Genomic DNA, 22149 nt, shown 5'->3' on the forward strand with positions numbered 1-22149 from the left:
GCTATGGATAACCGTGCGGCCCGCGTGGGCGATGAGATCATTCATTCCAGCATTTTCGCTGATATCACCAGTATTGTCGCTGAGGGCGCAGCCTACGCGGTGATCGGTGCGGCGGTCGGTGCGGCGGCTACAGCAGCAGCACCATTGCTGGGGGCAGGAATGGCTGCGGCAGGCGTCGCAGCCATTGGTTCCAGCTGTCTGCTCAGCGGCATTATTGGCGGTGTATTAGCGAATGCTGCGGGCATTTCGGATGACATCACTAAAGCGGCCGATGGGCTGGGAGACATGATATTCCCGCCTTCTCCAGCCGGTGTGATCGCCAGCGGATCAGAGAATGTTCACGTGAATGGTCTTTTAGCTGCACGCGCGGCCGGGATGCTTACGCCCGGAGATACGCCGCCACCGGAACCGCAATCGCCCAAGAGTTTCGCAGACTATGGCGGCATGCTGCTCTCTGCGGTGGGTCAGTTTGGCAGTGCAATGTGGCAACCCACGGTAGCTTCCGCCGACGCTGGCACCTCTCCGCTTGAACAGGACAAAGTGGCCTGTGAAAAGCACAGCGCACCGCAATATCTGGCGCAGGGATCGAAAAGCGTCTTTATCAATGGCCAGCCTGCGGTGCGCGCAAAGGATAAAACCACCTGTGATGCCACCGTGAGTGACGATGTTTCCCCCAATGTCATCATTGGTGGTGAAACCGTCACAGTAAGAGAGATTAAAAGTGGCAAGGTGCCAGGTCTGGCCGTGATGATGATCGGCCTTTCCCTGATTCGTGGTCGGCCCAGCCAGATTCTGAAAAACATGCCCTGTGCGCTGGCGAGCGCCGTGGGCGGGATGATGGCGGATATGGCCATCAACGCCGCCTTCTCATCGCTGTTTCCGGTTCATGCCTCCACCGGCGTCAAAGTGCTTAACGATGATGCCGAGCGCGATTTCTCCCTTCCTGGTCGCTTCCCGCTCAGTTTCCAGCGTAGCTATAACAGCCTGACCCATCGCAGCGGATTATTTGGTCTGGGCTGGGCGACGGTGTTTGACAGCTATTTAACGCTGGATGGCAATCAGGCGACCTGGTTTGATGACAACGGGCGCGAGCTGAGCTTTGCGGTTCCCGGTGAAAAAGAGGTGCTCTACAGCATCAGCGAAGGGCTGATGGTAAGGCGCAACGAACTGGGTGATATCGCCATTGCCGACGACGACGGTGCGGTATGGCGTCTGTACAGACGTACGGCCGCTGATCCGCAAGTGCTGCGGCTGGCTTCACTGAGCGACGAATACGGCAATGCGCTGGAGATGGGCTGGGATGAGCAGGCTCGCCTGATACGCATTCATGACGCGCCGCTGGCTATTGACGTTACCCTGCATTACGACGACAAACAGCATGCAGAGCGCCCGACCTCGGCCAGTCACTTTGATGGTGAGCAGCACTGGCCATTAACGCACTGGACTTACAATGAACAGGGCCAGCTTGCCAGCGTCACCGATGCCGCAGGCGTTGTCTCGCGTCGTTTCCGTTACAACGATGACGGGTTAATGGTCTGGCATCAACTGCCGGGCGGGCTGGAAAGCGAATATCGCTGGCAGAAGCTGGATCACTGGCGCGTCGTTGAAAACCGCACCAATACCGGTGACGGCTGTCACATGCATTATGATCTTGATGCTGGCATCACGCGCGTATCGACCTATGACGGTCAGCAGCGCGAACATCACTGGAATGCTGCAGGGCTTATCACCTGCTTTATTGATGAGCGGGGCGAGACCTGGCGCTATGAGTGGGATGAAAACGAACTTCTGACGCGCCGTATCGATCCGCTGGGTAATGCGGTGAGCTTCACCTATGACGATCTCGGCAACCGTGTAGAAGAGAAAGATGCGGACGGCGGTGTACAGGCGGTGCAATGGCTGTCACACCGTTCTCTGCCCACGGTCGTTGCCGGGGCTGACGGTGCCACCACGAAATACTATTACGATCCCCATCATGGCCTTGAGCGCGTGGTTGATGCGCTAGGGCAGAGTACCTTCTATAAGCGGGATGAGTTTGGGCTGGTTGTCGAAGAGATTGACGCGGCAGGCAACAGCTACCGTCGTGAATTCAATGATGCCGGCCAGGTTATCCGCGAGACAGACTGTTCAGGGCTGACGACGCGCTACCGCTATCATCCCCTTGGCTGGCTCAGTTGTGTGACTGCGCCGGATGGTGAAGAAACCCGGTATCACTATGATGCTGCGGGCCGTCCTGTTCTGCTGGAGCGGGCAGAGGGCTGGGAAGAGCGATTGCGTTGGAGCGACAACGGCCTGCCACTGGCCCACGAGTCAGCGGATGGTAAACGTAGTGAATTCCGCTACGACAACGTCGGGCGCTTAATCTCCAACCGTAATGCCCAGGGCGAGACGGTTCAGCGCAGCTGGGACAGCCGTGGTCGGTTGACAGCGCTGCAAAACGAGAATGGCGAGCAGTATCAGTTCGAGTGGGGCGCAGATTCCCTGTTGCTGGCCCAGGTTGGGCTGGATGGCGTTGCCACGCGATATGACTATGATGCGGCGGGCCGTACGGTATCACGCACCTTTGCCGCCGGACATCCTCAGTCCATTACCCATCGCTATCACTGGAGCCGTGCGGGGCAACTGCTGGCGCGGACCACGCCGGAAGGCCAGACGCGCTATCACTACAGCGGTGGTGGGCAGTTAAGTAAAGTGTCGCAGCATCTGCCGCTGTCTGACACCGAGTGGAGCCAGCAGGCCGAGCAGGAGATTGCGTTTACCTATGATGCGCTGGGCCGTATCGTAGGTGAGCAGGGTGAACAGGGCGCGCTGGCCTGGGATTACGACGCGCTGGGTAACTGCACGGCCTTAACCCTGCCGGATGGTCGCAACCTGAAGCAGCTTTACTACGGCAGCGGCCATTTACTGAGCATCGCGCTGGACAACCTGCCGGTCACTGAGTTTACCCGTGACACATTGCATCGGGAACTCAGCCGCACGCAGGGCGGCCTGACCACGCGCAGTGAGTATGACCGGTTGGGCAGGCTGCGCCGCCGTGACGTTTTCAAAGGTGAAGCACAGCGTCCTGCGCCGCGGTTCTGGTCCCGTCGGCGGGACTTCGATTACGGCAACAACCTAATCCGTGAAGAGCGCGACGATAACCCGTTCAGCCAGACATTATGGCACTACGATAACGCCGGTCGGCTGCTGTCTCAGGAAGGCGCGCAGCCGGGTAATGAGCAGTGGCGCTGGGATGGCGCAGGCAACCCGCTGGATCGCCATGCCGCTTCCCACATCATGCATAACCGCGTCACTGAACTGAATGGTATCCGCTGGCAGTACGACATTCATGGACGCACCACCGAAAAGGATGACGGCCAGACCCGCTGGCGCTACCGTTACGATGATGAACACCGCCTGACGGATGTGATCAGCGAACCGCGGGACCGCAATAAGCCACGTACTAAGGTGAGCTTCCGCTACGATCCGCTGGGGCGTCGCATCAGTAAAACCCGCCAGCAACTGTTACAGGGGAGACCATCTGGCAAGGCCATCACAACGCGCTTTGTCTGGGAAGGCTATCGTCTGCTGCAGGAGATCCACGACGATACTCCACTTACCTATGTGTACAGCGACAGCCAGAGCTATGAGCCGCTGGCCCGTATTGATGGCGTGGAAAGCCCGGAGATATTCTGGTTTCACTGCGCCGCGAATGGTACGCCCGAGCTGCTGACCGACGTTGAAGGCCAGAAGACCTGGGAAGGTGTGAACAGCCCATGGGGCAAACTGCTGCGCGAGTCTAACCAGCGAATTCCGGTGGTGGAGCAGAACCTGCGTATGCAGGGCCAGTACCTGGACCGTGAAACCGGGCTGCACTATAATCTGTTTCGCTACTATGACCCGGACAGCGGCCGGTTTACGCAGCATGACCCGATAGGGCTGGCGGGCGGGATTAATTTATATAGCTACGCACCAAATGCTTTAAGCTGGACTGATCAATTAGGTTTAAATCGATGTAAAAATGATTATAAATATGACATGGTTAACAACCCTGGTCCTTTGGCAAAAATAAATGGGAATCCAGCCGCAAACTTTGCGGGTGGGAAATATAACGTTCATGTTTTGGAACATGATTTAGTACTTTACAGAGCAGGTAAAGCTGGCGGTGGTAAAAATGCTTTAGGACAATGGTTTACTAGAAATCCTGCTGATTCTGTAGCAAAAGTACATATAGACTTAGCTGTAAAGCCGCAGTGGATAGATAAGAATGGTACATTGACAGGTACTTCTCCAATCGAGTCTGTATATAAGATAGTTATTCCTAAAGGAACTACTATTTATGAAGGACCTGTCGGCTATCAAGGTGGGGCCTATCTCGGTGGGCAAAATATAACTCAAATATTTGTTGAGCAACCATGGCGACTAAGTGGAGTAGAAGTGCTTGATAGTTGGCCGTTGAGGTAATTATATGGATTATAGAAAGATATCTGCCGATTTATTGATTGAATTTGGAATTCTGAAAAAAATCCTTGAGAAAGAACATGAAAAAAATTGGATGAGAGGAGTGTTGGCAATAATTGAAAAACTTGATATTTGCTTAAACAAGGAAGGTGCTTCTGAAAAAGAGAGCTTAGAGGAAGCTTGTGATACATGGAAAACAATGGAACAGGGGAATGGTTCTTTTACTGATTTTTATATTTGGCGCGATGATGAAAAAGAAAGGAGTGAAGCTAATAAATTTTTGGATTCTGTAAAGAGCAAAATATGGAAAATAATAAATGATAATAATCTTTAAGTTTTAAATGAGTAAAAAAATTGTAAAGCCTAAAGTCAGACGTAAGTTATTATTGTGAGTGCTGATAGTGAGGAATACCCAGCAATATTAAAATGTTATTTGGCTATTTTCTCAGGATGGCGTGCAACTTGGTAAAGGTCACTGCTGCTGGGACAGTGCTGGCAACCCGCTGGATCGCCATGCCGCTTCCCACATCATGCATAACCGCGTCACTGAACTGAACGGTATCCGCTGGCAGTACGACATTCATGGCCGCACCACCGAAAAGGGTGACGGCCAGACCCGCTGGCGCTACCGTTACGATGGTGAGCATCGCCTGACGGATGTGATCAGCGAACCGCGGGACCGCAATAAGCCACGCACTAAGGTGAGTTTCCGCTACGATCCGCTGGGACGTCGCATCAGTAAAACCCGCCAGCAGCTGTTACAGGGCAGGCCGTCTGCCAGGGCCGTCACAACGCGCTTTGTCTGGGAAGGCTACCGCCTGCTGCAGGAGATCCACGACGACATTCCGCTGACCTACGTCTATAGCGACAGCCAGAGCTATGAGCATTTGGCCCGTATTGATGGCGTGGAAAGCCCGGAGATATTCTGGTTCCACTGCGCGGTTAACGGCACGCCAGAACTGCTGACCGATGCTGAAGGTCAAAAGACCTGGAAAGGCGTGAACAGCCCGTGGGGCAAACTGCTGCGCGAGTCTAACCAGCGAATTCCGGTGGTGGAGCAAAACCTGCGTATTCAGGGCAAGTATCTGGACCGGGATTAATTTGCTTAAGCAAATTTGAATATCGCTTCAGTGATGGCCCCAAGGGATGAGGCACCGCAGGTGCCGATTTCAAGGAGTTTACATTTTATTTTTTGATATTAATCTACAAATCATAGAGTTATATCAGATTTAGGGGGGTGATACGTTGCAATTTTTTGGAAACTGCGTGCCACAAGTGCGTCATCCTCGAATGTTTGGTGATAGAGAGGGAGCCCCCTCTTGACCATTCATCTAAGCGTCCTCAGAATATGGTGCTGGAGAAATCAAAAAATGCATGCTAATTCAAGTGTAATAGAGTTTGATAAAGTTGATATTTTATAGGGGAGAGAATGATAGATTTATTTTCCTATAATGAAGTTTTAGATTTTCTTGAGGTCTTTTTCCAAAAAATGATTAAAGATGAAGAATATCGCGATAAGATGAAATTTATCATTGATGGGAGCCGTAAGAATAAAACAGTTTCAATTCGGGCCATTGACGTTTGTTTCATGAATTATCGAAAGGTTACTGGCGATTATAGTCTTGCTACAGATGAAGAGATGGAAATCTGGAAACAGTTATTTAATATTTGGCAGTGAAACTTGAATTAATTAAATTTAATTTGAATTATGCATTGATTTTACGGTGGATATTATGACGAACTTAATAAAGGCAAAAAGTATGGGAAGGTGTTAAGAGCCCGTGGGGCAAACTGCTGCGCGAGTCTAACCAGCGAATTCCGGTGGTAGAGCAGAACCTGGGCATGTAAGGCCAGTACCTAATTTGCTTAAGCAAATTTGAACATCGCTTTAGCGATAGCCAAAGGGGTGAGGCGCCACAGGTGCCGAATTAACCGGGCTCCACTATAATTTGTTCCGCTATTATGACCCGGACAGCGCTCGGTTTACCCAGCAGGACCCGATAGGGCTCACATGCGGGATAAACTGTTCAAAGAAATTCGAAATTAATAATATCAGCGAACTCACATTTCTGGTTTATATGAGCATTAAGGTCTGTGGTTATTTTGCGGTTTATTATCAATAACAATGGAATGTTAAATTCTAAATGGCGATTAAGAAATTCACTAGAGAGTAGCGAATAAACTTCACAGGTGATGAGTATCAAAGAGGCACCAAAAACGCCATGAGTATAGATAAAACTAGTTTGAAAATATACGAAGCATTGATGTTTGCTTCTTACGTAGATGAAGCGAATGAAATAAAAAGTCTAATGGGTAAGGTATTGACATTAAGTAAAAGCGACTCTGAGAGGTTGAGCGCTATCGAAAGTTTACTTTCACGTTGCCATTCAAAATGGTTGGGTGATTGTTATGTTAAAAATAATTCATATAACGAATGGATTGAGTTGATAGCAAAGTTTAAAAAGGAGTTATCTAATCTTAAGTAAATATTGGTGAAAATAAGCTGATTGAAATTATTTAAGGAGTGAAATGTTAAAGGCTATTGTTGTGACTATATTGGAAGATAAAATAGTTGTGATTAAATCAGTAGGTTGCGGTCATGATATTTCTATTTTATCGATGCGTGGTTATCTTGAGGCGGGATGTTCTTACTGTGTTAATTTTAAAGATGGAAATGATAAGATTACTGTATTGAAAAAACTTATTGAGATGGGAGCATTGTTTTCATACGGACAGGGGTGGGCTCCATCTCAGGTTATGGATTACCTTAAGGAAAGAGGTGAAATTAATATGCCTTATAAGGAGATAGCCTGGAATGGCCCGGGAGATTTCGTAGTGAGGGAAAGGTAAGAATTCAGTTGCCAACTTTTGATGGCGCTATTTTAATTGAATTTTTTGAAGGGGTTTTTGAAATATTTTTTTCCTTGAGGTTATTAGCGCGCTTTCAAGTGGTGTGCGAAGAGGGTAATTGCGGGTGCTGTAGTTTTAATAGCTAAATAATTATGGATTTTCCGGTTGTATCAGGAGGTTAGAGTGTATGCTCTCTAATGATAATTTCAAGAAAGAATCTATAAAGTTGGTATTTAAGACTTCTTTATCTATATAGGGTTTCAATCAATCTTGATTGTAAGTACTACTTCAATTTTGTATTACCTTTCAGGGGCTTCTACATAAGATTATTTAACATATAACAAAACACCATTCCCTCTTGCCATAATCACTCAGCTGAATTCTTTTATTCCCTCCAACCTCCTTTTCAAATATCCCTATTCTTTACCACCTTACAAACACCTCTAAAACCTGTCCTTATTCCTCCACGTGATCCATATCTCAAAGAAAGTTATTATTTAGACCTGCCTCCCATTTCTGGCCCGCTCTGCCGCAGACATCTTCCGCACCATACCGGAAACCGCTTGTGTTTACATACCTTAGGTTTCCGTTAGGATTTTCATCAAGGTACGGAACAATCCGGCAAGAGGGAAAACATGCTTATTGATCGCGAAAGCATATTCTTAAATAAAGCATTTACCAGCAAAGACGAGGTCTTTGATTTTATTGCTTCGCACGCGGTTGCACAGGGATGGGCGCTGAGTGCAGATGACATTAAAACGGATCTCTGGCAGCGCGAGCATGAATATTCCACGGGTTTTGAAAGTCAAATCGCCATGCCTCATGCCAAAACGGACAACGTAATAAAAGCCGGCGTGATTTTTATTCGGCTGAATGACGCAATTGAATGGCAAAGTCTGGATGGCGAACCCATCAAAATAATCTTCGCACTTTTGGTACCAAAATCTGGCGCCAGTCTTCTGCATTTAAAAATCATAAACGCGCTGGCAAGCCAGATTGTTGATGATGATTTCAGGCGAGCCTTATTTACGCTCGAAAACAGGGATGCCCTGTTCCAGTTTATGGTGCAACGAATCCAGTTTAAGGAGGAAGCATGAATATCGTAGGCGTCACGTCCTGTATTGCGGGCTTAGCCCATACGCCAATGGCAGCCAAATCGCTTGAGAAAGAGGGAAGAAAGCTGGGCCATCAGGTGCATATCGAACAGCAAGGGGCGATGGGGATGATCGATAAATTAACCCCGCAACATATTGCTGAAGCGGACTTTGTGCTGATTGCCGCCGATCGCTCGATTGAAGAAGAAGAGCGCTTTGCCGGTAAGACAGTCATTAGGGTGAAAATCAGTCAGTGCGTCGGACATGCAGCCGAGGTCATTGCAAAATGCGTGGCGGCTGTCGAGGCGCGCCGTAACCCGTGATATTGGTGACACTATGAAAAAAACTATGGTCAATATCAAAAACCATTTAATGACAGGGATCTCTTTTGCGCTGCCCGTCATTATTGCCGGCTCGTTAGTCGTCGCCGTGGCCAAGATTATCGGCATCATCCTGGGTGAACCCAATCTGGACAGCTTTGCCCACAGTAGCGGGCTGGAAAAATGGCTGTATCTTGCCCAGGATATCGGCTTCAAAATCATTGGATTAATGAATTACGTATTAGGTGCTTACGTTGCCTATTCAATAGCCGGGAAAAAAGGGCTGGCGCCAGGTTTTGCGGCGGGGCTGATTGCCTCTGTTACCGGATCCGGTTTTCTGGGAGCGGTACTGGGCGGCTTACTGGCGGGTTATTCTGCGGAATGGGTATCACGAAAAATCCGCATCACCGGTTCTGCCGCTTCGTCCGTGCCCCTAATCATCCTGCCGTTTATTACCGTTGGGCTGCAGGTTGTCGTGATGCTGTTGCTGCTGGGCGATGTCCTGCACTGGCTCAACAGTTCGCTGATGGCCTGGGTGCAGCGCATGACCGAAGACGGCACCAATACCGTTGTGCTGGCTGCGGTACTGGGCGGCATGATCTGTTTTGACCTTGGCGGGCCGGTTAATAAAGCGGCATGGGGCACGGGAAATGTGTTGTTTATGAGTGGCGTTTATTTACCGGCTATTTTGGTCAATGTCGCGATTATTATTCCGCCATTAGGCTATGCCGCTGCCCGCTTTATCCGGCCAAGTAACTTCAGTGAAACCCTAAAAGAAGCCGGTAATGGCTCGGTGATTATGGGCATTCTGGGAATATCCGAAGGGGCAATACCGTTTACGTTAAAAAATCCCGCGCGATTAATTCCGTTAAACATACTGGCGGGCGCCATGGGTTCAATGACGGTGGCGCTGTTTAAAGCTTATCCCATTATGCCGCCGTTGGGGGGCTTGTACGGTGGTTTTACCGTCGGGAATCCGTGGGCCTATTTTCTTGGCGCGCTGGTGGGCACCTTGGTGATCGCAATAGGCGCTAACGTTTTAGTGAATTTTAATGAGACGGATGCGAACAGCGAGAGCATCAATACTTCCCCGGACGATATTGAAATTAAATTCGACTAAAGCGGTTTTTAGTAAGGTTAATAATATGAAAAAGCGGACAGTTCATCTCTATACGCACACGCACTGGGATCAGGAGTGGTATTTTACGTCTTCACGCTCGCGGATTTACCTGTACAACCATATTAAAAATCTTATTCAGGTACTGGAAACCCATCCTGAGTTTCCCTGCTATTTATTAGACGCACAAAGCTCACTTATCGAAAGCTATCTTCAGTGGGCTCCTGAGGATCGAGCCAGACTCACGAAACTGATCGCCGATGAACGTTTGCTGACGGGGCCGTGGTTTACCCAAACGGATCAGTTGGTGATTCATCAGGAGTCTGTTGTCAGGAATTTGTTTTACGGTATGGAAGTGGCTCAACGCCATGGCAACGTAATGATGCTGGGCTATGTTCCGGACTGTTTTGGCCAGGGCGGCAATATGCCGCAACTCTATCGCCAGTTCGGTATCCATCACGCCTTATTCTGGCGCGGCATCGCCGACAATACGCTGCACGAAACAGAATTTTTCTGGCAGGGTGATAACGGTGACCGGGTTTTTGCCCTGCAGATGCCGTGGGGTTATCACTACGGCGGCTTGCTGGATGAAACGCCTGAAACCATGAAAGCCTTTCTTGATGAGAAGATGGCTGCAATAGAAGCGCGTAGTCATCGCCAGCACCTGCTGTTTCCTCATGGCTTCGACCAGGCTCCCGTGCGCCGCAACTTGCCAGAATTAGTCGAGCAGTTTAATGCCCGTGATGATAGCCGCGAGTACCTCATCAGCAATCCGCTGACTGTCGTTAAGATGCTGGAACAGGAAGCCGGTGCAGAGGTTCGAACGCTAAAGGGTGAACTGACCGAAGCTAAGCATTCGCGCGTGCACAAAACGATCTTCTCCTGTCGTGCCGACCTGAAACTGTTAAACAATGAAGTTGAATCGCTGTTGGTGGATACGCTTGAGCCTGTGCTGGCGATAAGTCAGAGCCTGGGCAATGCCTATCCCAAACATATTGTCGCAACGATATGGAAACTGATGTTTTACAACGCCGCCCATGACAGCATCGGCGGATGTAACAGCGATGATACCAATCAGGATGTCTTCTTCCGCTATAAAGAAGCCAAAGGGCTGGCGCAGAATTTACTGGAGTTACATACCCGACTGATCACACAGCGCATTCCACGCCAGCATGATTTTACCTTCACCGTATTCAATCCACTGCCGTGGAGTGTTGCTCCTGGCATAACCTTTGAGGCCTGGCTGCCGGGGCTGCCGTTTACCTTGCGTGACGGCAACGGCAAAGCAATCCCCTGTGTTATCGAGTCTGAAGAAGATCTGACGCAATACGTACTTAATCAGACGATTCGCCTCGATCCGGGCAAAGCCTGGCATAAACCTGAAAAAGTCTGCCGTACGCGTCTGACCGTTAACAGCCCGGTATTACCGGCACTGGGCTATGACCGCTGGTACATTGATTTCAGTGAGGATAACGCCGCGAGGCCAGCGCTGAGCCAGGAGACAACGGCTGAAAATGACGTTTACCATATTCAGGCGGAAGCCGATGGCCTGTTAACCATTACCGATAAACGGAGCGGTAAACGCTATCCGCGGCAAATGCTGTTTGTGGAAAACGGTGATGATGGGGATTCATACAATTATTCGCCGCCTCGGGCCGACTGGATGATTACGTCTGAGGGTGCCATGACGACCGTTCAGAAACAAAAGAGTACCGTCAGCCAGGGCCTGATACTTCGCTACGCGCTCAAGGTCCCGGCTGATTTAGCCGAAAGGGCGGCAGGCACTGCCACGACAACCCTGAACCTCAAGGTAAAAGTCGTTCTGCAGAATGACGATCTTATTCGCTTTAATGTGGAAGTGGATAACAACGTTCTGAGTCATCGTCTTTGTGTGCACTTTGCCACTGATATTGCGGCCCGGGTTTCCTGTGCCGATCAGCTGTTTGGCGCGGTCACCCGACCGGTGCAACTTGGCAAGGCGCTGCAGTGCTGGGAAGAAGAGCGCTGGCAGGAAAAACCGATCTCGATTGAACCGATGCAAAGCTACGTCAATCTCCACGATGAGCAGCACGGCTTTACGCTGCACACCAATGGTGTGCGTGAATACGAAATCGTCGGGGATGATTTCAATACGCTCTCGCTGACGCTGTTCCGCACATTTGGCTTTATGGGTAAAGAAAATCTGCTTTATCGGCCGGGCCGCGCGTCAGGTGAAAGTATCGTAGAAACGCCCGATGCCCAGCTGTTGAAAACTATGACCTTCTCATTTGGCTGGCGAACTTACCTCGGCACATTCGATGAGGCCCAACATGCGCGCGTGTCGAAAACCTGGCTGACCGAGTTTCCCGTTTATCAGGACAGCGACTTCCTGAACGGACGACTGCGTTTTTGTCTGAATGACGAGGTGCGGGATTATCCCGAAACTTATAGCGCGCTAAGCCTGCCAGCAACACATCGCGATGCCCTGGTCAGTGCGGTGAAATGTGCGGAAGACCACAGCGGAATCATCATCAGATTTTATAATCCCCATCTGGAAACCGATGTCGTGATTCCGCCTCTGCAGGACGCGCGCTGCGTAATGCTCGATGAGATGACGCCCATGCAGGCACGGCAGACGCTCAAGCCTAACGACGTGCAGACGGTGCTGATTAAACGGATATAACCATGAGACTGTTCACCAGCAAACGGGTCAGGGACATCTTCATGACACTCGCGCAGGGCGATATCACGCAGGCCGCCCTGGCAAAAGAGATGAAGGTGTCAACAAGAACCATCCGTACTGACCTCAAAGAAGTGGGTGACATCGTCAGCCAGTCTGGTAACCGTCTTATCTATTCGCGAAAAAACGGCTTCTCATTACAGATTAGCGAGCCTGAGGCTCTGCAGGTTTTACTGGATCAGTGCCAACGGCCATGGAATGAAACACGTTCGGGGGCACAACGTCGCGCTGCCATGCTGGAGGCACTGCTGTTTGATGAGCAGGGCGTGAGGCTTGCTGAGCGGGAAGCCGAGTGGTTTATCAGTATCTACAGCTTAAGAAATGATATTACGTTGCTGAAGCGTCACGTCTCTCTCTATCAATTGCGTATTGTGTCGGAGGGTGAGGACATCTTTACGCTTAAAGGTAGCGAAATTGCCTTTCGGCGTTGCATCTACGACCACCGACTGCGCCTGACTCAGGCAACTGACGAGGACAGTTATGTCGGCCCGGTTACGGCATACCCGGACTGCAAAAACGCATTGAGCCAGTGCCTTGCAGAGAAAAGGATTGCGATAAGTGACGCGAATCTTCGCTTTTTAAGCCTGATCACAGGGATTGCGCAAGAGAGGATGGCGCGAGGCAAATGGCTACGGGATTTTGAATTTTGCGATGCGGAACCTGGCTGGAAAACGCTGGCTGAAGCCGTACTCCAGTCTTTGTGCGCTAACCCGGCGATGCCGTTTTCGCAAAGTGAAATTGACTTCATGGCCATGAATCTTGTCGCCTTTTGTACCACAACCTCCAGCCACAATCTGGTCTCTGAACAATACGCTGTTGAACGCACGATAATGAATCACTTCCTGAGCTACGTGAGTACATCGTGGTTTATTCATGTCAATTATGACGCGCTGTCCCAGGCGACGCTGCTAAGCCATATCAGAGCCATGCGCATTCGCGTCAACAACGCGATTACCATTGTTAATCCCTTACTGGAACAAATAAAACGCCACTATCCGTTAATGTATGAATTAACGCTTAGTGCATTCAGCGAACTGGACCAGTTCTTCAAGGCGACCATCAGTGCCGATGAAATCGGTTACCTGGTCATGCATATTGGCGCCATTCTGGAAGACAGTATCAGCCATCAGAGTGGTCAGGGGATGCGGGCGCTGGTGGTTAGCGATCAGGGGATGGCCTCGACGCGAGTCGTGTGTCAAAAAATCCTTAGCATGTACCCGGGGTTAGATATCGTCAGGCAGATCTCCGTTGAGCAATATAGTCTGCTGCCTGAGGTTTACGAAGATATTGTCATCAGCCTGGTCAATATCGTTGAGAAGAATAAACGTATTATTCTATTGCCCCCGTTTCCAGAGAGAGGGCAGCTCGAAAATATAAAATATTATTTGGTGTCTGAAACACAGCCTGTCAACGCGATGCTAACGTATTTTTCTGCTGATAATTTTTTTGTATTAAATGCGAGAGATTATACCCGTTCATCATTAATTACGTTTCTTTGCGACAGGTTAACCGCGCAAGGGCGGGTTACCGATCATTTCTTATCGTCGGTATTAGATCGTGAAGCGCGGGCGTCAACGCTGCTGGATGATAAAATCGCCATCCCGCATCCGTTAGGGCCTGTTGCCCTACGCACCACAGTCTCTGTCGCCATCTTTCCCGAGGGCATTGAGTGGGATCGCGGTAAACAGGTAAAACTTGTTTTCATGTTGGCCATCAGTGAGGACCAGTTCATTGACAGTATGCTGATATATGACTTCCTCACCAATATTCTGGACGACGATATTATAGAAAAAATAAGTCAGTGTAAAAATTATAACGAATTTATTACAGCCTCAAAAAAGCACTTCCTTTAAGAAATTTATTCACTCAGGGTTATTTAGCATAAGGAGTTGGTTATGAAATACCGGCATTATGTCTGGGGACTGGTTTTTATCTCTTCCGCTTCATTTTCCTCGATAACGTTTGATACAGAACAAGGCGCGCTGAAACTCTATGGTGATGTTGAGTTCAATCTCGATGGTGCAAGCAGAACGGGCCAAATTACCTCATTAAAAACCCGTGCTGATAAAAACTGGAAGGCAGGAGAAGCGGAACGCTGGGACGTCAATGGCCGAATTTTAATCGGGCTGGACGGTTACCGAAGCATGGCGGATCAATCCTTTGCAGGCTTTACCGTGCAACCGCTTGCCGATCTCTCTGGCGGGCTTGAGTTAGACGACGCGGCTTTCTTCTTTGGTCAGGAAAAAGACTGGAAAGTGCAAGTAGGCCGCTATGAAGCCTTCGATATGTTTCCGCTCAATCAGGACACGCTTATCGAATATTCCGGCAACACGGCCAACGATCTCTACGAAGATGGCTATGGCTATATCTACATGATGAAAGAGGCGCGCGGACGGGGATCGGCGGGGGCTATTCAGCTAAGTAAAACATGGCAACGTTTTTATTTTGAATTAAATGCCATGGCGAATGACGGAACGAGGTTGTTCCAGAATGGGGAATACCATGGGAATACAATGGAGCATAAAAAGAATGTTATTTATTTGCGCCCGGTTATCGCCTGGCGCCATAGCGACGTCACGGCGGCTGTCGGCATGGAAAGCAACGTGGTGAACAATGCCTATGGTTATACCGATAACCGGGGGCAGTTTAAGGATCAGTCTAAGCGCAATGGATATGGCGCCACGCTGAGCTGGGACGGGCAACGTGCGAATCCAGATTCAGGGGCGGTCATCAATCTCAGCACGGCCTATATGGATGCGACGGAAGAACAAAACTTCAGTGCTGGGCTGAATGGACTATGGCGCGACTTTCAGCTTGGCTATATCTACGCGCGTAACGATGTGAAAGCCTTTACGATACAGTATATCAGCGGAGCCAGCCTGAGTGACTTTATCTTAGGCAAGTATGATATCCATACCATCCACTCCTCTTACCGTTTTCGCAATGTCATGAAGATGCAAAATTTCGATATTTACCTTGGCGCTTACTGGTCGCAGATTAATGCCGAAAGGCACAGTGGCGATAACGAACGTTACGGGGCACGCGTCCGGTTTAAATACCATTTCTGATAGGCAATAAGCCGCTCCCGGTTGAGATGACATGGCATTTTTACAGGGCGCGGCGCGTCACTCAACATCGTCAAAAAGGCACCAGGTTCTGGCCCGCCAGCTGCCAAAAAAATTTCGTTTTCATCCCTTGAAATCATCCAAAAAGATCCTATAAATTTTTGTGAGAAACGGGGAGGGTCCCCACTCAGATGAGCTTTTGAATGAACGATTAATTCAGGAGGTTATCACCATGGCATTACGTAATTTTCCACTGTTTCCTTCTGTTGCAGATTCTGCATTCTCAGACCGGTTCAACCGTATCGATCGGCTTTTCAGCCAGTTGACCGGTGATGCGCCCGTGTCGGTTTCACCCTCTTATGACCTCAGACAAACGGATAATGAGCACTATGAGCTCACCGTCAGTGTCCCCGGCTGGCAAGAACACGAGCTGGAGATCGAGGTGGCGGGCGGTCGCCTGACGGTTACCGGCCAGAAAGAGGTGGTTACAGATAAAGAGGCGGACAAAGAAGGCCAGAACAGCGGCTGGCTGCATCGGGGCATCAGTCGTTCAGACTTCCGTCTGAGCTACAGCGTGCCTGAACATATGAAAGTCACCACCGCACGGCTTCAGGATGGACTGCTGCGGGTCGGTTTGCATCATGAGGTGCCAGAAAGCGAGAAACCTCGCCGCATTCCGATTGAACACCGCACCTCAGAGGCGATTGAACATCAGGCTTAATGGCAGTTTGACCCGACAGCGGGGAGCGTGAACAGCGCTCTCCGCACTATGTTATCAAGCGGAGAATCAGGAGGCTGTTATGAGAGTCATCAGCGTGCCCGAAGATCGTAGCCTGTATCCTAAACTGGTCGGCGAGACCGTCATGGCTGCCAAACTGCAGCTAGGCAGGACCCGCTTGTCGGTGAATTACAATAAAGTGCCAGGCGGAATTCTGCCTGTGCTGGTGGTGGATTTTTACAACGAGAAGGGCAAGCTCTACACCCTGCGCTACAACCTGCCACCGGATACCCCAGAGCGTACCGATCGCCGGGTATCGTTGCTGATGCGCTTGATTGAGAAAGAGGCCAACGAGGAAAAGTTGGCTGAGGCAGTGTGACCGCTCAGGACAGCGGTAAACGCGAGGAAGTCGTTATGTTGAATACCTTTATGCTGCATAGCGCTCTGGGGGCAGGCATGTTAGCGATGACGGCCAGCCTGTTGCATAACCGATTTAAATAGCCTGTTCCGTCATTCGTTATCCCTGTCTTTAAGTGCCGCGTCGTCGGCACTTTTTTTCATGTCAACTGGGCGCTTGTTATTCTACCTTGCCATTGTTATGTTATAACGTAACAAAAACAGATGGGGTGATATGATGCAGCCAGAGACATTACATGCCAGTGAATCGATATTGCGGGTGAACATTGGGGCGCTGCACAAACCCGATGGCGGCTGCCTGCTCAATGACATCACATTCGGCATCGGGACAGGGGAGCGCCTGGCGATCATTGGGCCGAACGGCAGCGGCAAAACCTCATTGCTGCGGGCGATGAGCCGTGAGCTGGCGGTACAGAAGGATGAGATAACGCTAAACGGTCGCTGCATCAAAACTTACACACGGCAGGAGTTAGCCACATGTATCGCCGTCATGGCGCAAAACGACGTGCCTGACCTGAGGCTGTCGGTTGAGGATTACGTTGCACTGGGTCGTCTTCCTCATGTGCGCGCCTGTCCACATTCTGTCAATCAGCGCGTTGTGAGTGAGGTGCTAGAGGAAACAGGGCTGGCGGCGTTACGGCGACGTTCACTAGATGCGTTATCAGGCGGTGAACGGCAAAGAGCGGCCCTGGCGCGCGTTCTGGCCCAAAAGCCACAGCTGATTCTGCTGGATGAACCGACCAATCATCTTGATCCCCTTGGCCGACATGCGCTGCTGACGTTAATCAAAAACAAAGGCATCACGGCCGTGGCGGTCTTGCACGATTTATCACTGATAGATACGTTTGCCGACCGCGTGCTGATTCTGTCACAGGGGGAGCAGGTAGTATGTGATACGCCTGCTCGCGCCCTGTCATCCCGCTATCTCCGGCCGGTATTCGGTTTAAATAGTTTTACCGTAGCGCATCCCGCGAACGGGAGTCATTTACGCATTTTCGAGGTGCCAGACTGTGCCTGATTCGTTGTTAAGGCTCTGCTGCGCGGCATGGCTGGCGAGCATTCCTGTTGGACAAACCCTCGCGGCCGATTTCCCGGTCACCATTGAGAGCTGCGGTCAGCCGGTTACCTTTAATGCACCGCCTGAGCGGGCGGTCATTAACGACCTCAATATGTCAGAAATGGCCTTTGCGCTTCATTTGCAGGATCGCATCGTCGGGCTGACGGGCATCAGTGGCTGGTACAAGATGACACCGGAATTTAAGCAGGCGATGGGGGCCATTCCTGAGCTGGCGCCTAAGTATCCCTCTCTGGAAACGCTGGTGGCGGTGAATCCTGACTTCTTTTTTGCCGGCTGGAATTATGGCATGAAGGTGGGCGGCGACGTGACGCCAGCCTCGTTAAGTCAGTACGGCATTAAGACGCTGGTGCTGAGTGAAAGCTGCGTTTTTACCCAAAAAGAAAAGCATAAAGCCAGCATGGATCTGCTTTATCACGATGAGCTGACGTTAGGTAAAATCTTTGGCAAACAGGCTGAGGCGCAGGCTTTAGTTAATCACTGGAAGGAGCGCCTGAGAATGATTCCTCAACGACCCAGCGCGGTCCGGCCGTTAAAGGTCTTTGTCTACGACTCCGGGGAAGATAAGCCGTTTACCAGCGGAAAATATGCCATGCCAACCGCCATCATTGAAGCCGCCGGCGCAACCAATGCGCTGGAGGGGCTGGATATCAGTTGGGGCACCACGTCATGGGAAAGTGTGGCGGCAACCGAACCTGATTTCATTATCTTGCTGGATTATCAAACCGGCGGCGGGGCGGATGCCCTTCGGCATTTCCTGGAAAGTCATCCGCTGATGAAACTCACGCCAGCCGTCAAACATCATCGTTATCTGAAGCTGCAGTATGCTGAGCTGACGCCAGGCCCGGCTAATATTGCCGCGGTGGAGAAACTGGCGCGCGCCCTGTATTCAGGAACCGCGCCGTGAATGCTACACCTTACCGTTTTTATTGCATCTTGTGCTTTTGCGTCCTTCTGCTGGCAGTGCTGATGTTAATCAGCGTTGCCAAAGGCACGGTCGCGTTATCCCTGACGCAGGTGTTGGGCGCACTGGAACTGATCGCCATGCCTCAGTCTGAAATGATCAGCCGGATTGTGATCGATCTCCGCCTGCCGCGCACGTTGCTTGCAGCCCTGACCGGTGCCGGGCTGGCGATGGTGGGAGCGCTGCTGCAAACCACCACCCGCAACGATCTGGCCGATCCTTTTCTTTTTGGTCTCTCTTCCGGTGCTTCGGCAGGTGCGGTGCTGGTCATCACCCGTTTTGGTAACGAGTTAGGTGAGCTGACCTTGCCGGTTGCCGCCTTTGCGGGCGGGCTCTGTTCTGCCGCTGCGGTCATGTTGCTTTTCTACTTCAAAAAACTGCGCAGCCCAGCACACCTGATCATCTGTGGGCTGGCTGTGTCTTTTCTGTTTGGCGCGCTCACCAGCTATTTTATTTTCTCTGGCGATCAGCGAGCGGCCAGTTCGGTGATGTTCTGGTCGCTGGGTGGCCTGGGGCTGGCCAGCTGGCAGAATCTGCCTGTTGCGCTTGCCGGTGTTGTCCTGCTGAGTGGCTTTGCTCTGATGCGTCACCGCTCGCTGGACGGTCTGCTGGCGGGCGAACAAACGGCGCTGTCGCTGGGGATTAACGTCAGTCGTTTGCGGATTGAAGTCTTTCTTTGTTGCGCGCTGACGACCTCAATGCTGGTCGCGCTCACCGGGGTGATTGGTTTTGTCGGCCTGATGGTACCGCACCTGTGTCGACCGGTCACAGGGGTAAAGCACCGTCTGCTGTTACCGCTGTGTGGCCTGGGCGGCGCGGTTTTGCTCTGTGGCGGGGATATCATCAGCCGAACGCTGCTGGCACCGCAGGAGCTGCCGATCGGGATTATTACGGCAGGCATCGGGGGGATTTTTGTGATTCTGCTGCTGACCCGTGCATCGAATACCTGAAGCAAAACGAGGCCAGTTCAGCCCGGAACATACGGATGCTCACCGCCTGTCACTATGTAGCAAAATTTCACTCTTCTCTCAGGTGTGACAATTGGCCCCTTTGCGGTATTAAATGAATTAAAAGCTGTAAACCTCTTCGAATCAAAGATAACGAATGCTGATATGTCTTATTCGAAAGTGTCAGGAAGTATTAATAATAGTATTCTGACAAATGTAGACTTTGAAAACGCGTGTTTAGATAGCGCTCTTTTATGCAAAGCAGAAATAAAAAGATGCAATTTTTCAAAAAGTAAATCAGTAATCAATATGGATGATGCAGTGTGTGAAGAAAGTCATTTTGTCAAAGCAAAGTTTGTGGCTGGATCCTCCGGAATTGAGTACGGTGGTCGTCGCGTAAGATTTGTAGACTGTGATTTTACCGGTGCTGTTTTTGATCGCGTTGAGTTTAGAGCAACGAAATTTATTAATTGCACCTTTACTGATGCGAAATTAAAAAAATGTGACTTTCGTGGACTTAAGTTTGAGGGTGGTATTTTACCAATAACAACCCAGTTTGAAAATATGTATATACCTTCTCAGTTTATTTGATTTCTCAAATAAAGCCGAGAAAGAGAAATCAGCCTTACTCGGTTTTATTATTTAGTGTGGTTGGATCCTTTGAATATACCTGCACTTAATCTACCTAATCATCTGCTTAGTAAAATTAAAATACTCGCGCACTTCGTTGTTATCTGTCACTACACAGTGTATCTGCTAATATTTTAGCCGTACTTGCGGTGGGGCTATAGAGATATAGCCTGCAGAATTCAATCAATATTGCAGCCAAGCTTTGCCAATCAATAAGCGCATTTCTCAGTGCTGCAGCCTTCAACATCGCAATCACCCCAACGTTTCATTCTCAAGCTTCTGCCTTTTGCGCAGATTCGGAAACAGCGTCATCCAGAGCCCGACCACTACCAGCGTCCCGACGCCGCCAATCACCGCGGCAGGCACCGCGCCCATCCATGCCGCGAGCAGCCCCGACTCAAACTCACCCAACTGGTTTGAAGTATTGATAAAGATGGCGTTAACCGCATTGACGCGGCCGCGCATCGTATCCGGTGTATCCAGCTGAACCAGTGCGCCGCGAATGACCATGCTCACCATATCGAAACCGCCCAGCGCCGCCAGCGCCAGCAGTGAAAGCCACAGTTTGGTGGAAAGGGCAAACAGCAGCGTCGCCAGGCCAAAACCCGCAACGGAGCCAAACATAATCATGCCGACGTGCTTTTCCAGCTTGTTGCGGCTCAGCCAGACGCCGACCAACAGCGCCCCTACCGACGGCGCACCCCGCAACAGGCCAAGGCCCCATGGCCCGGTGTGCAGAATATCCTGGGCGAAGATAGGGAGCAGTGCGGTAGCACCGCCCAGTAGCACGGCAAACAGGTCGAGCGATATCACGCCGAGCACGTCTTTGCGTTCGCGAATAAAGCGCACGCCCATAAACATGTTCGACAGGGTCATCGGCATACGTTCCTGAGGAGGACGTTCGTAACGTAGGCGACTGACTAAGATTAGCGACAGCAAATAAAAGAGCGCTGAAACCCCGTAAACAACCTCGGGACCGGCCACGTAAAGCAGTCCGCCTAACGTCGGCCCGACAATCACCGCGGCCTGACCGCCGACGGAGCTGGCCGCCATGGCGCGCGCCAGAATCGATGGCGGGACCAGCGCAGGTAGCATTGAGGTAATAGCAGGCCACTCAAGTGCTTTAGCCAAAGCGATCAGGAAGACCAACCCCCAAATTTCAATCTTATCTGCCCAGTGCAGTAGCGTCAGCGCCACCAGGGCGAGCAGGGCGGCCCATTCAATGAGTTGCCCAATCACCACGATACGACGACGGTCGAATTGATCTGCCAGATGCCCTGCGGGCAAGGCTAACAGCACCGAAGGCAGAAACTGCATCAGGCCAATCATGCCCAGTGCCATGGCGCTGTGGGTAATCGCATAGATTTGCCAGCTGACGGCCACGGAAAACATCTGAAAGCCAAACGAAGAACAGGTACGGGCCAGCCAGAAGGCCACAAATGACCTGTGTTGCAGCAACGCGTCTTCGCCTGTAGAAACCCCTTTATGCATAATGATTCCTGTCCCGAACCGCCTGTTGGCGAAAGTGGTTGCATCAGTCTGATTCATGACCGTATTCGGTCTTATTTTGTCCTGGCTGAAGCACAGTGAGTGTGCTGTATGATCCGACTCGCTCGCCATAAGCGGAATCGGGCAGCACGAGCATAGACGTCTAAATATTAGCATGCTCAATATTCACTTTGATAAATCGAAATATCGACAAGATGTGATAGTTCCCCCTGAATAGTCAGGGGATTATCCGATCGTCTTGTCATCAGTTATGGCGATAAAAAGCACGAACCGGCTTGGAGGGC

General features: G+C 50.7%; 18 protein-coding genes and 2 pseudogenes. 19 read left to right on the forward strand and 1 reads right to left on the reverse strand.

What is annotated here, in order from left to right:
• Positions 1-3 precede the first annotated feature (3 nt).
• The 19 genes and pseudogenes from QLG08_RS02890 (at position 4) to QLG08_RS02980 (ending at position 20317) form a co-directional block, all read left to right on the forward strand.
• A complete protein-coding gene (locus QLG08_RS02890; protein ID WP_210494359.1) occupies positions 4-4443 on the forward strand; it encodes an RHS repeat-associated core domain-containing protein in 4440 nt (1479 codons plus the stop codon).
• A 4-nt stretch (positions 4444-4447) separates the two neighbouring features.
• Positions 4448-4774, forward strand: a complete 327-nt coding sequence (locus QLG08_RS02895; RefSeq protein WP_024472462.1) for a hypothetical protein — start codon at positions 4448-4450, stop codon at positions 4772-4774.
• Between the two features lie 148 nt (positions 4775-4922).
• Positions 4923-5537: pseudogene (locus QLG08_RS02900) on the forward strand (RHS domain-containing protein); the annotation flags it as partial.
• Positions 5538-5869: 332 nt separating this feature from the next.
• Positions 5870-6118, forward strand: a complete 249-nt coding sequence (locus tag QLG08_RS02905; protein WP_041930831.1) for a hypothetical protein — start codon at positions 5870-5872, stop codon at positions 6116-6118.
• A 259-nt stretch (positions 6119-6377) separates the two neighbouring features.
• A pseudogene (locus QLG08_RS02910) lies at positions 6378-6563 on the forward strand (RHS repeat-associated core domain-containing protein); the annotation flags it as partial.
• Between the two features lie 99 nt (positions 6564-6662).
• The gene (locus tag QLG08_RS02915; RefSeq protein WP_029568941.1) at positions 6663-6926 is read left to right on the forward strand and encodes a hypothetical protein; all 264 of its coding nucleotides are present in this window, start codon (positions 6663-6665) and stop codon (positions 6924-6926) included.
• Positions 6927-6969: 43 nt separating this feature from the next.
• Positions 6970-7290 carry a hypothetical protein gene (locus QLG08_RS02920; protein WP_029568940.1) on the forward strand — a complete coding sequence of 107 codons (321 nt, stop codon included), beginning with the start codon at positions 6970-6972 and terminating at the stop codon, positions 7288-7290.
• 635 nt (positions 7291-7925) lie between these two features.
• Entirely contained in the window at positions 7926-8387 is a 462-nt protein-coding gene (locus tag QLG08_RS02925; protein WP_013026224.1) for a fructose PTS transporter subunit IIA, read from the forward strand.
• A complete protein-coding gene (locus QLG08_RS02930; protein WP_014593971.1) occupies positions 8384-8707 on the forward strand; it encodes a fructose PTS transporter subunit IIB in 324 nt (107 codons plus the stop codon). The genes QLG08_RS02925 and QLG08_RS02930 overlap by 4 nt, the downstream gene beginning before the upstream one ends.
• 13 nt (positions 8708-8720) lie before the next feature.
• Positions 8721-9824 carry a PTS fructose transporter subunit IIC gene (locus tag QLG08_RS02935; RefSeq protein WP_029568939.1) on the forward strand — a complete coding sequence of 368 codons (1104 nt, stop codon included), beginning with the start codon at positions 8721-8723 and terminating at the stop codon, positions 9822-9824.
• 25 nt (positions 9825-9849) lie between these two features.
• Entirely contained in the window at positions 9850-12483 is a 2634-nt protein-coding gene (mngB, locus tag QLG08_RS02940; RefSeq protein WP_041457691.1) for a mannosylglycerate hydrolase, read from the forward strand.
• Positions 12484-12485: 2 nt separating this feature from the next.
• Positions 12486-14393, forward strand: coding sequence for a PTS sugar transporter subunit IIA (locus QLG08_RS02945; RefSeq protein ID WP_024472301.1), 1908 nt, complete (start codon positions 12486-12488; stop codon positions 14391-14393).
• 42 nt (positions 14394-14435) lie between these two features.
• A complete protein-coding gene (locus QLG08_RS02950) occupies positions 14436-15608 on the forward strand; it encodes a carbohydrate porin (protein ID WP_029568936.1) in 1173 nt (390 codons plus the stop codon).
• Between the two features lie 229 nt (positions 15609-15837).
• Positions 15838-16326, forward strand: a complete 489-nt coding sequence (locus QLG08_RS02955) for an Hsp20 family protein (RefSeq protein WP_014593966.1) — start codon at positions 15838-15840, stop codon at positions 16324-16326.
• A gap of 79 nt (positions 16327-16405) precedes the next feature.
• Positions 16406-16702 (forward strand): hypothetical protein, encoded by a 297-nt coding sequence (locus QLG08_RS02960; RefSeq protein ID WP_013026217.1) that lies wholly within the window; start codon positions 16406-16408, stop codon positions 16700-16702.
• Between the two features lie 252 nt (positions 16703-16954).
• Entirely contained in the window at positions 16955-17758 is an 804-nt protein-coding gene (locus QLG08_RS02965; protein WP_014593965.1) for an ABC transporter ATP-binding protein, read from the forward strand.
• Between the two features lie 31 nt (positions 17759-17789).
• Positions 17790-18722 (forward strand): ABC transporter substrate-binding protein, encoded by a 933-nt coding sequence (locus tag QLG08_RS02970; protein WP_176138163.1) that lies wholly within the window; start codon positions 17790-17792, stop codon positions 18720-18722.
• On the forward strand, positions 18719-19729 hold the full coding sequence (locus QLG08_RS02975) for an iron ABC transporter permease (protein WP_210494361.1): 1011 nt from the start codon (positions 18719-18721) through the stop codon (positions 19727-19729). The genes QLG08_RS02970 and QLG08_RS02975 overlap by 4 nt, the downstream gene beginning before the upstream one ends.
• Before the next feature lie 162 nt (positions 19730-19891).
• Positions 19892-20317 carry a pentapeptide repeat-containing protein gene (locus tag QLG08_RS02980; protein ID WP_105079415.1) on the forward strand — a complete coding sequence of 142 codons (426 nt, stop codon included), beginning with the start codon at positions 19892-19894 and terminating at the stop codon, positions 20315-20317.
• 291 nt (positions 20318-20608) lie between these two features.
• Here QLG08_RS02980 and QLG08_RS02985 read toward each other — a convergent pair whose 3' ends face one another.
• Positions 20609-21847, reverse strand: a complete 1239-nt coding sequence (locus tag QLG08_RS02985; protein WP_105079416.1) for an MFS transporter — start codon at positions 21845-21847, stop codon at positions 20609-20611.
• Positions 21848-22149: the final 302 nt, after the last annotated feature.

The sequence above is a fragment of the Pantoea sp. V106_11 genome (genome assembly GCF_029967885.1).
Taxonomy (GTDB): domain Bacteria; phylum Pseudomonadota; class Gammaproteobacteria; order Enterobacterales; family Enterobacteriaceae; genus Pantoea; species Pantoea ananatis.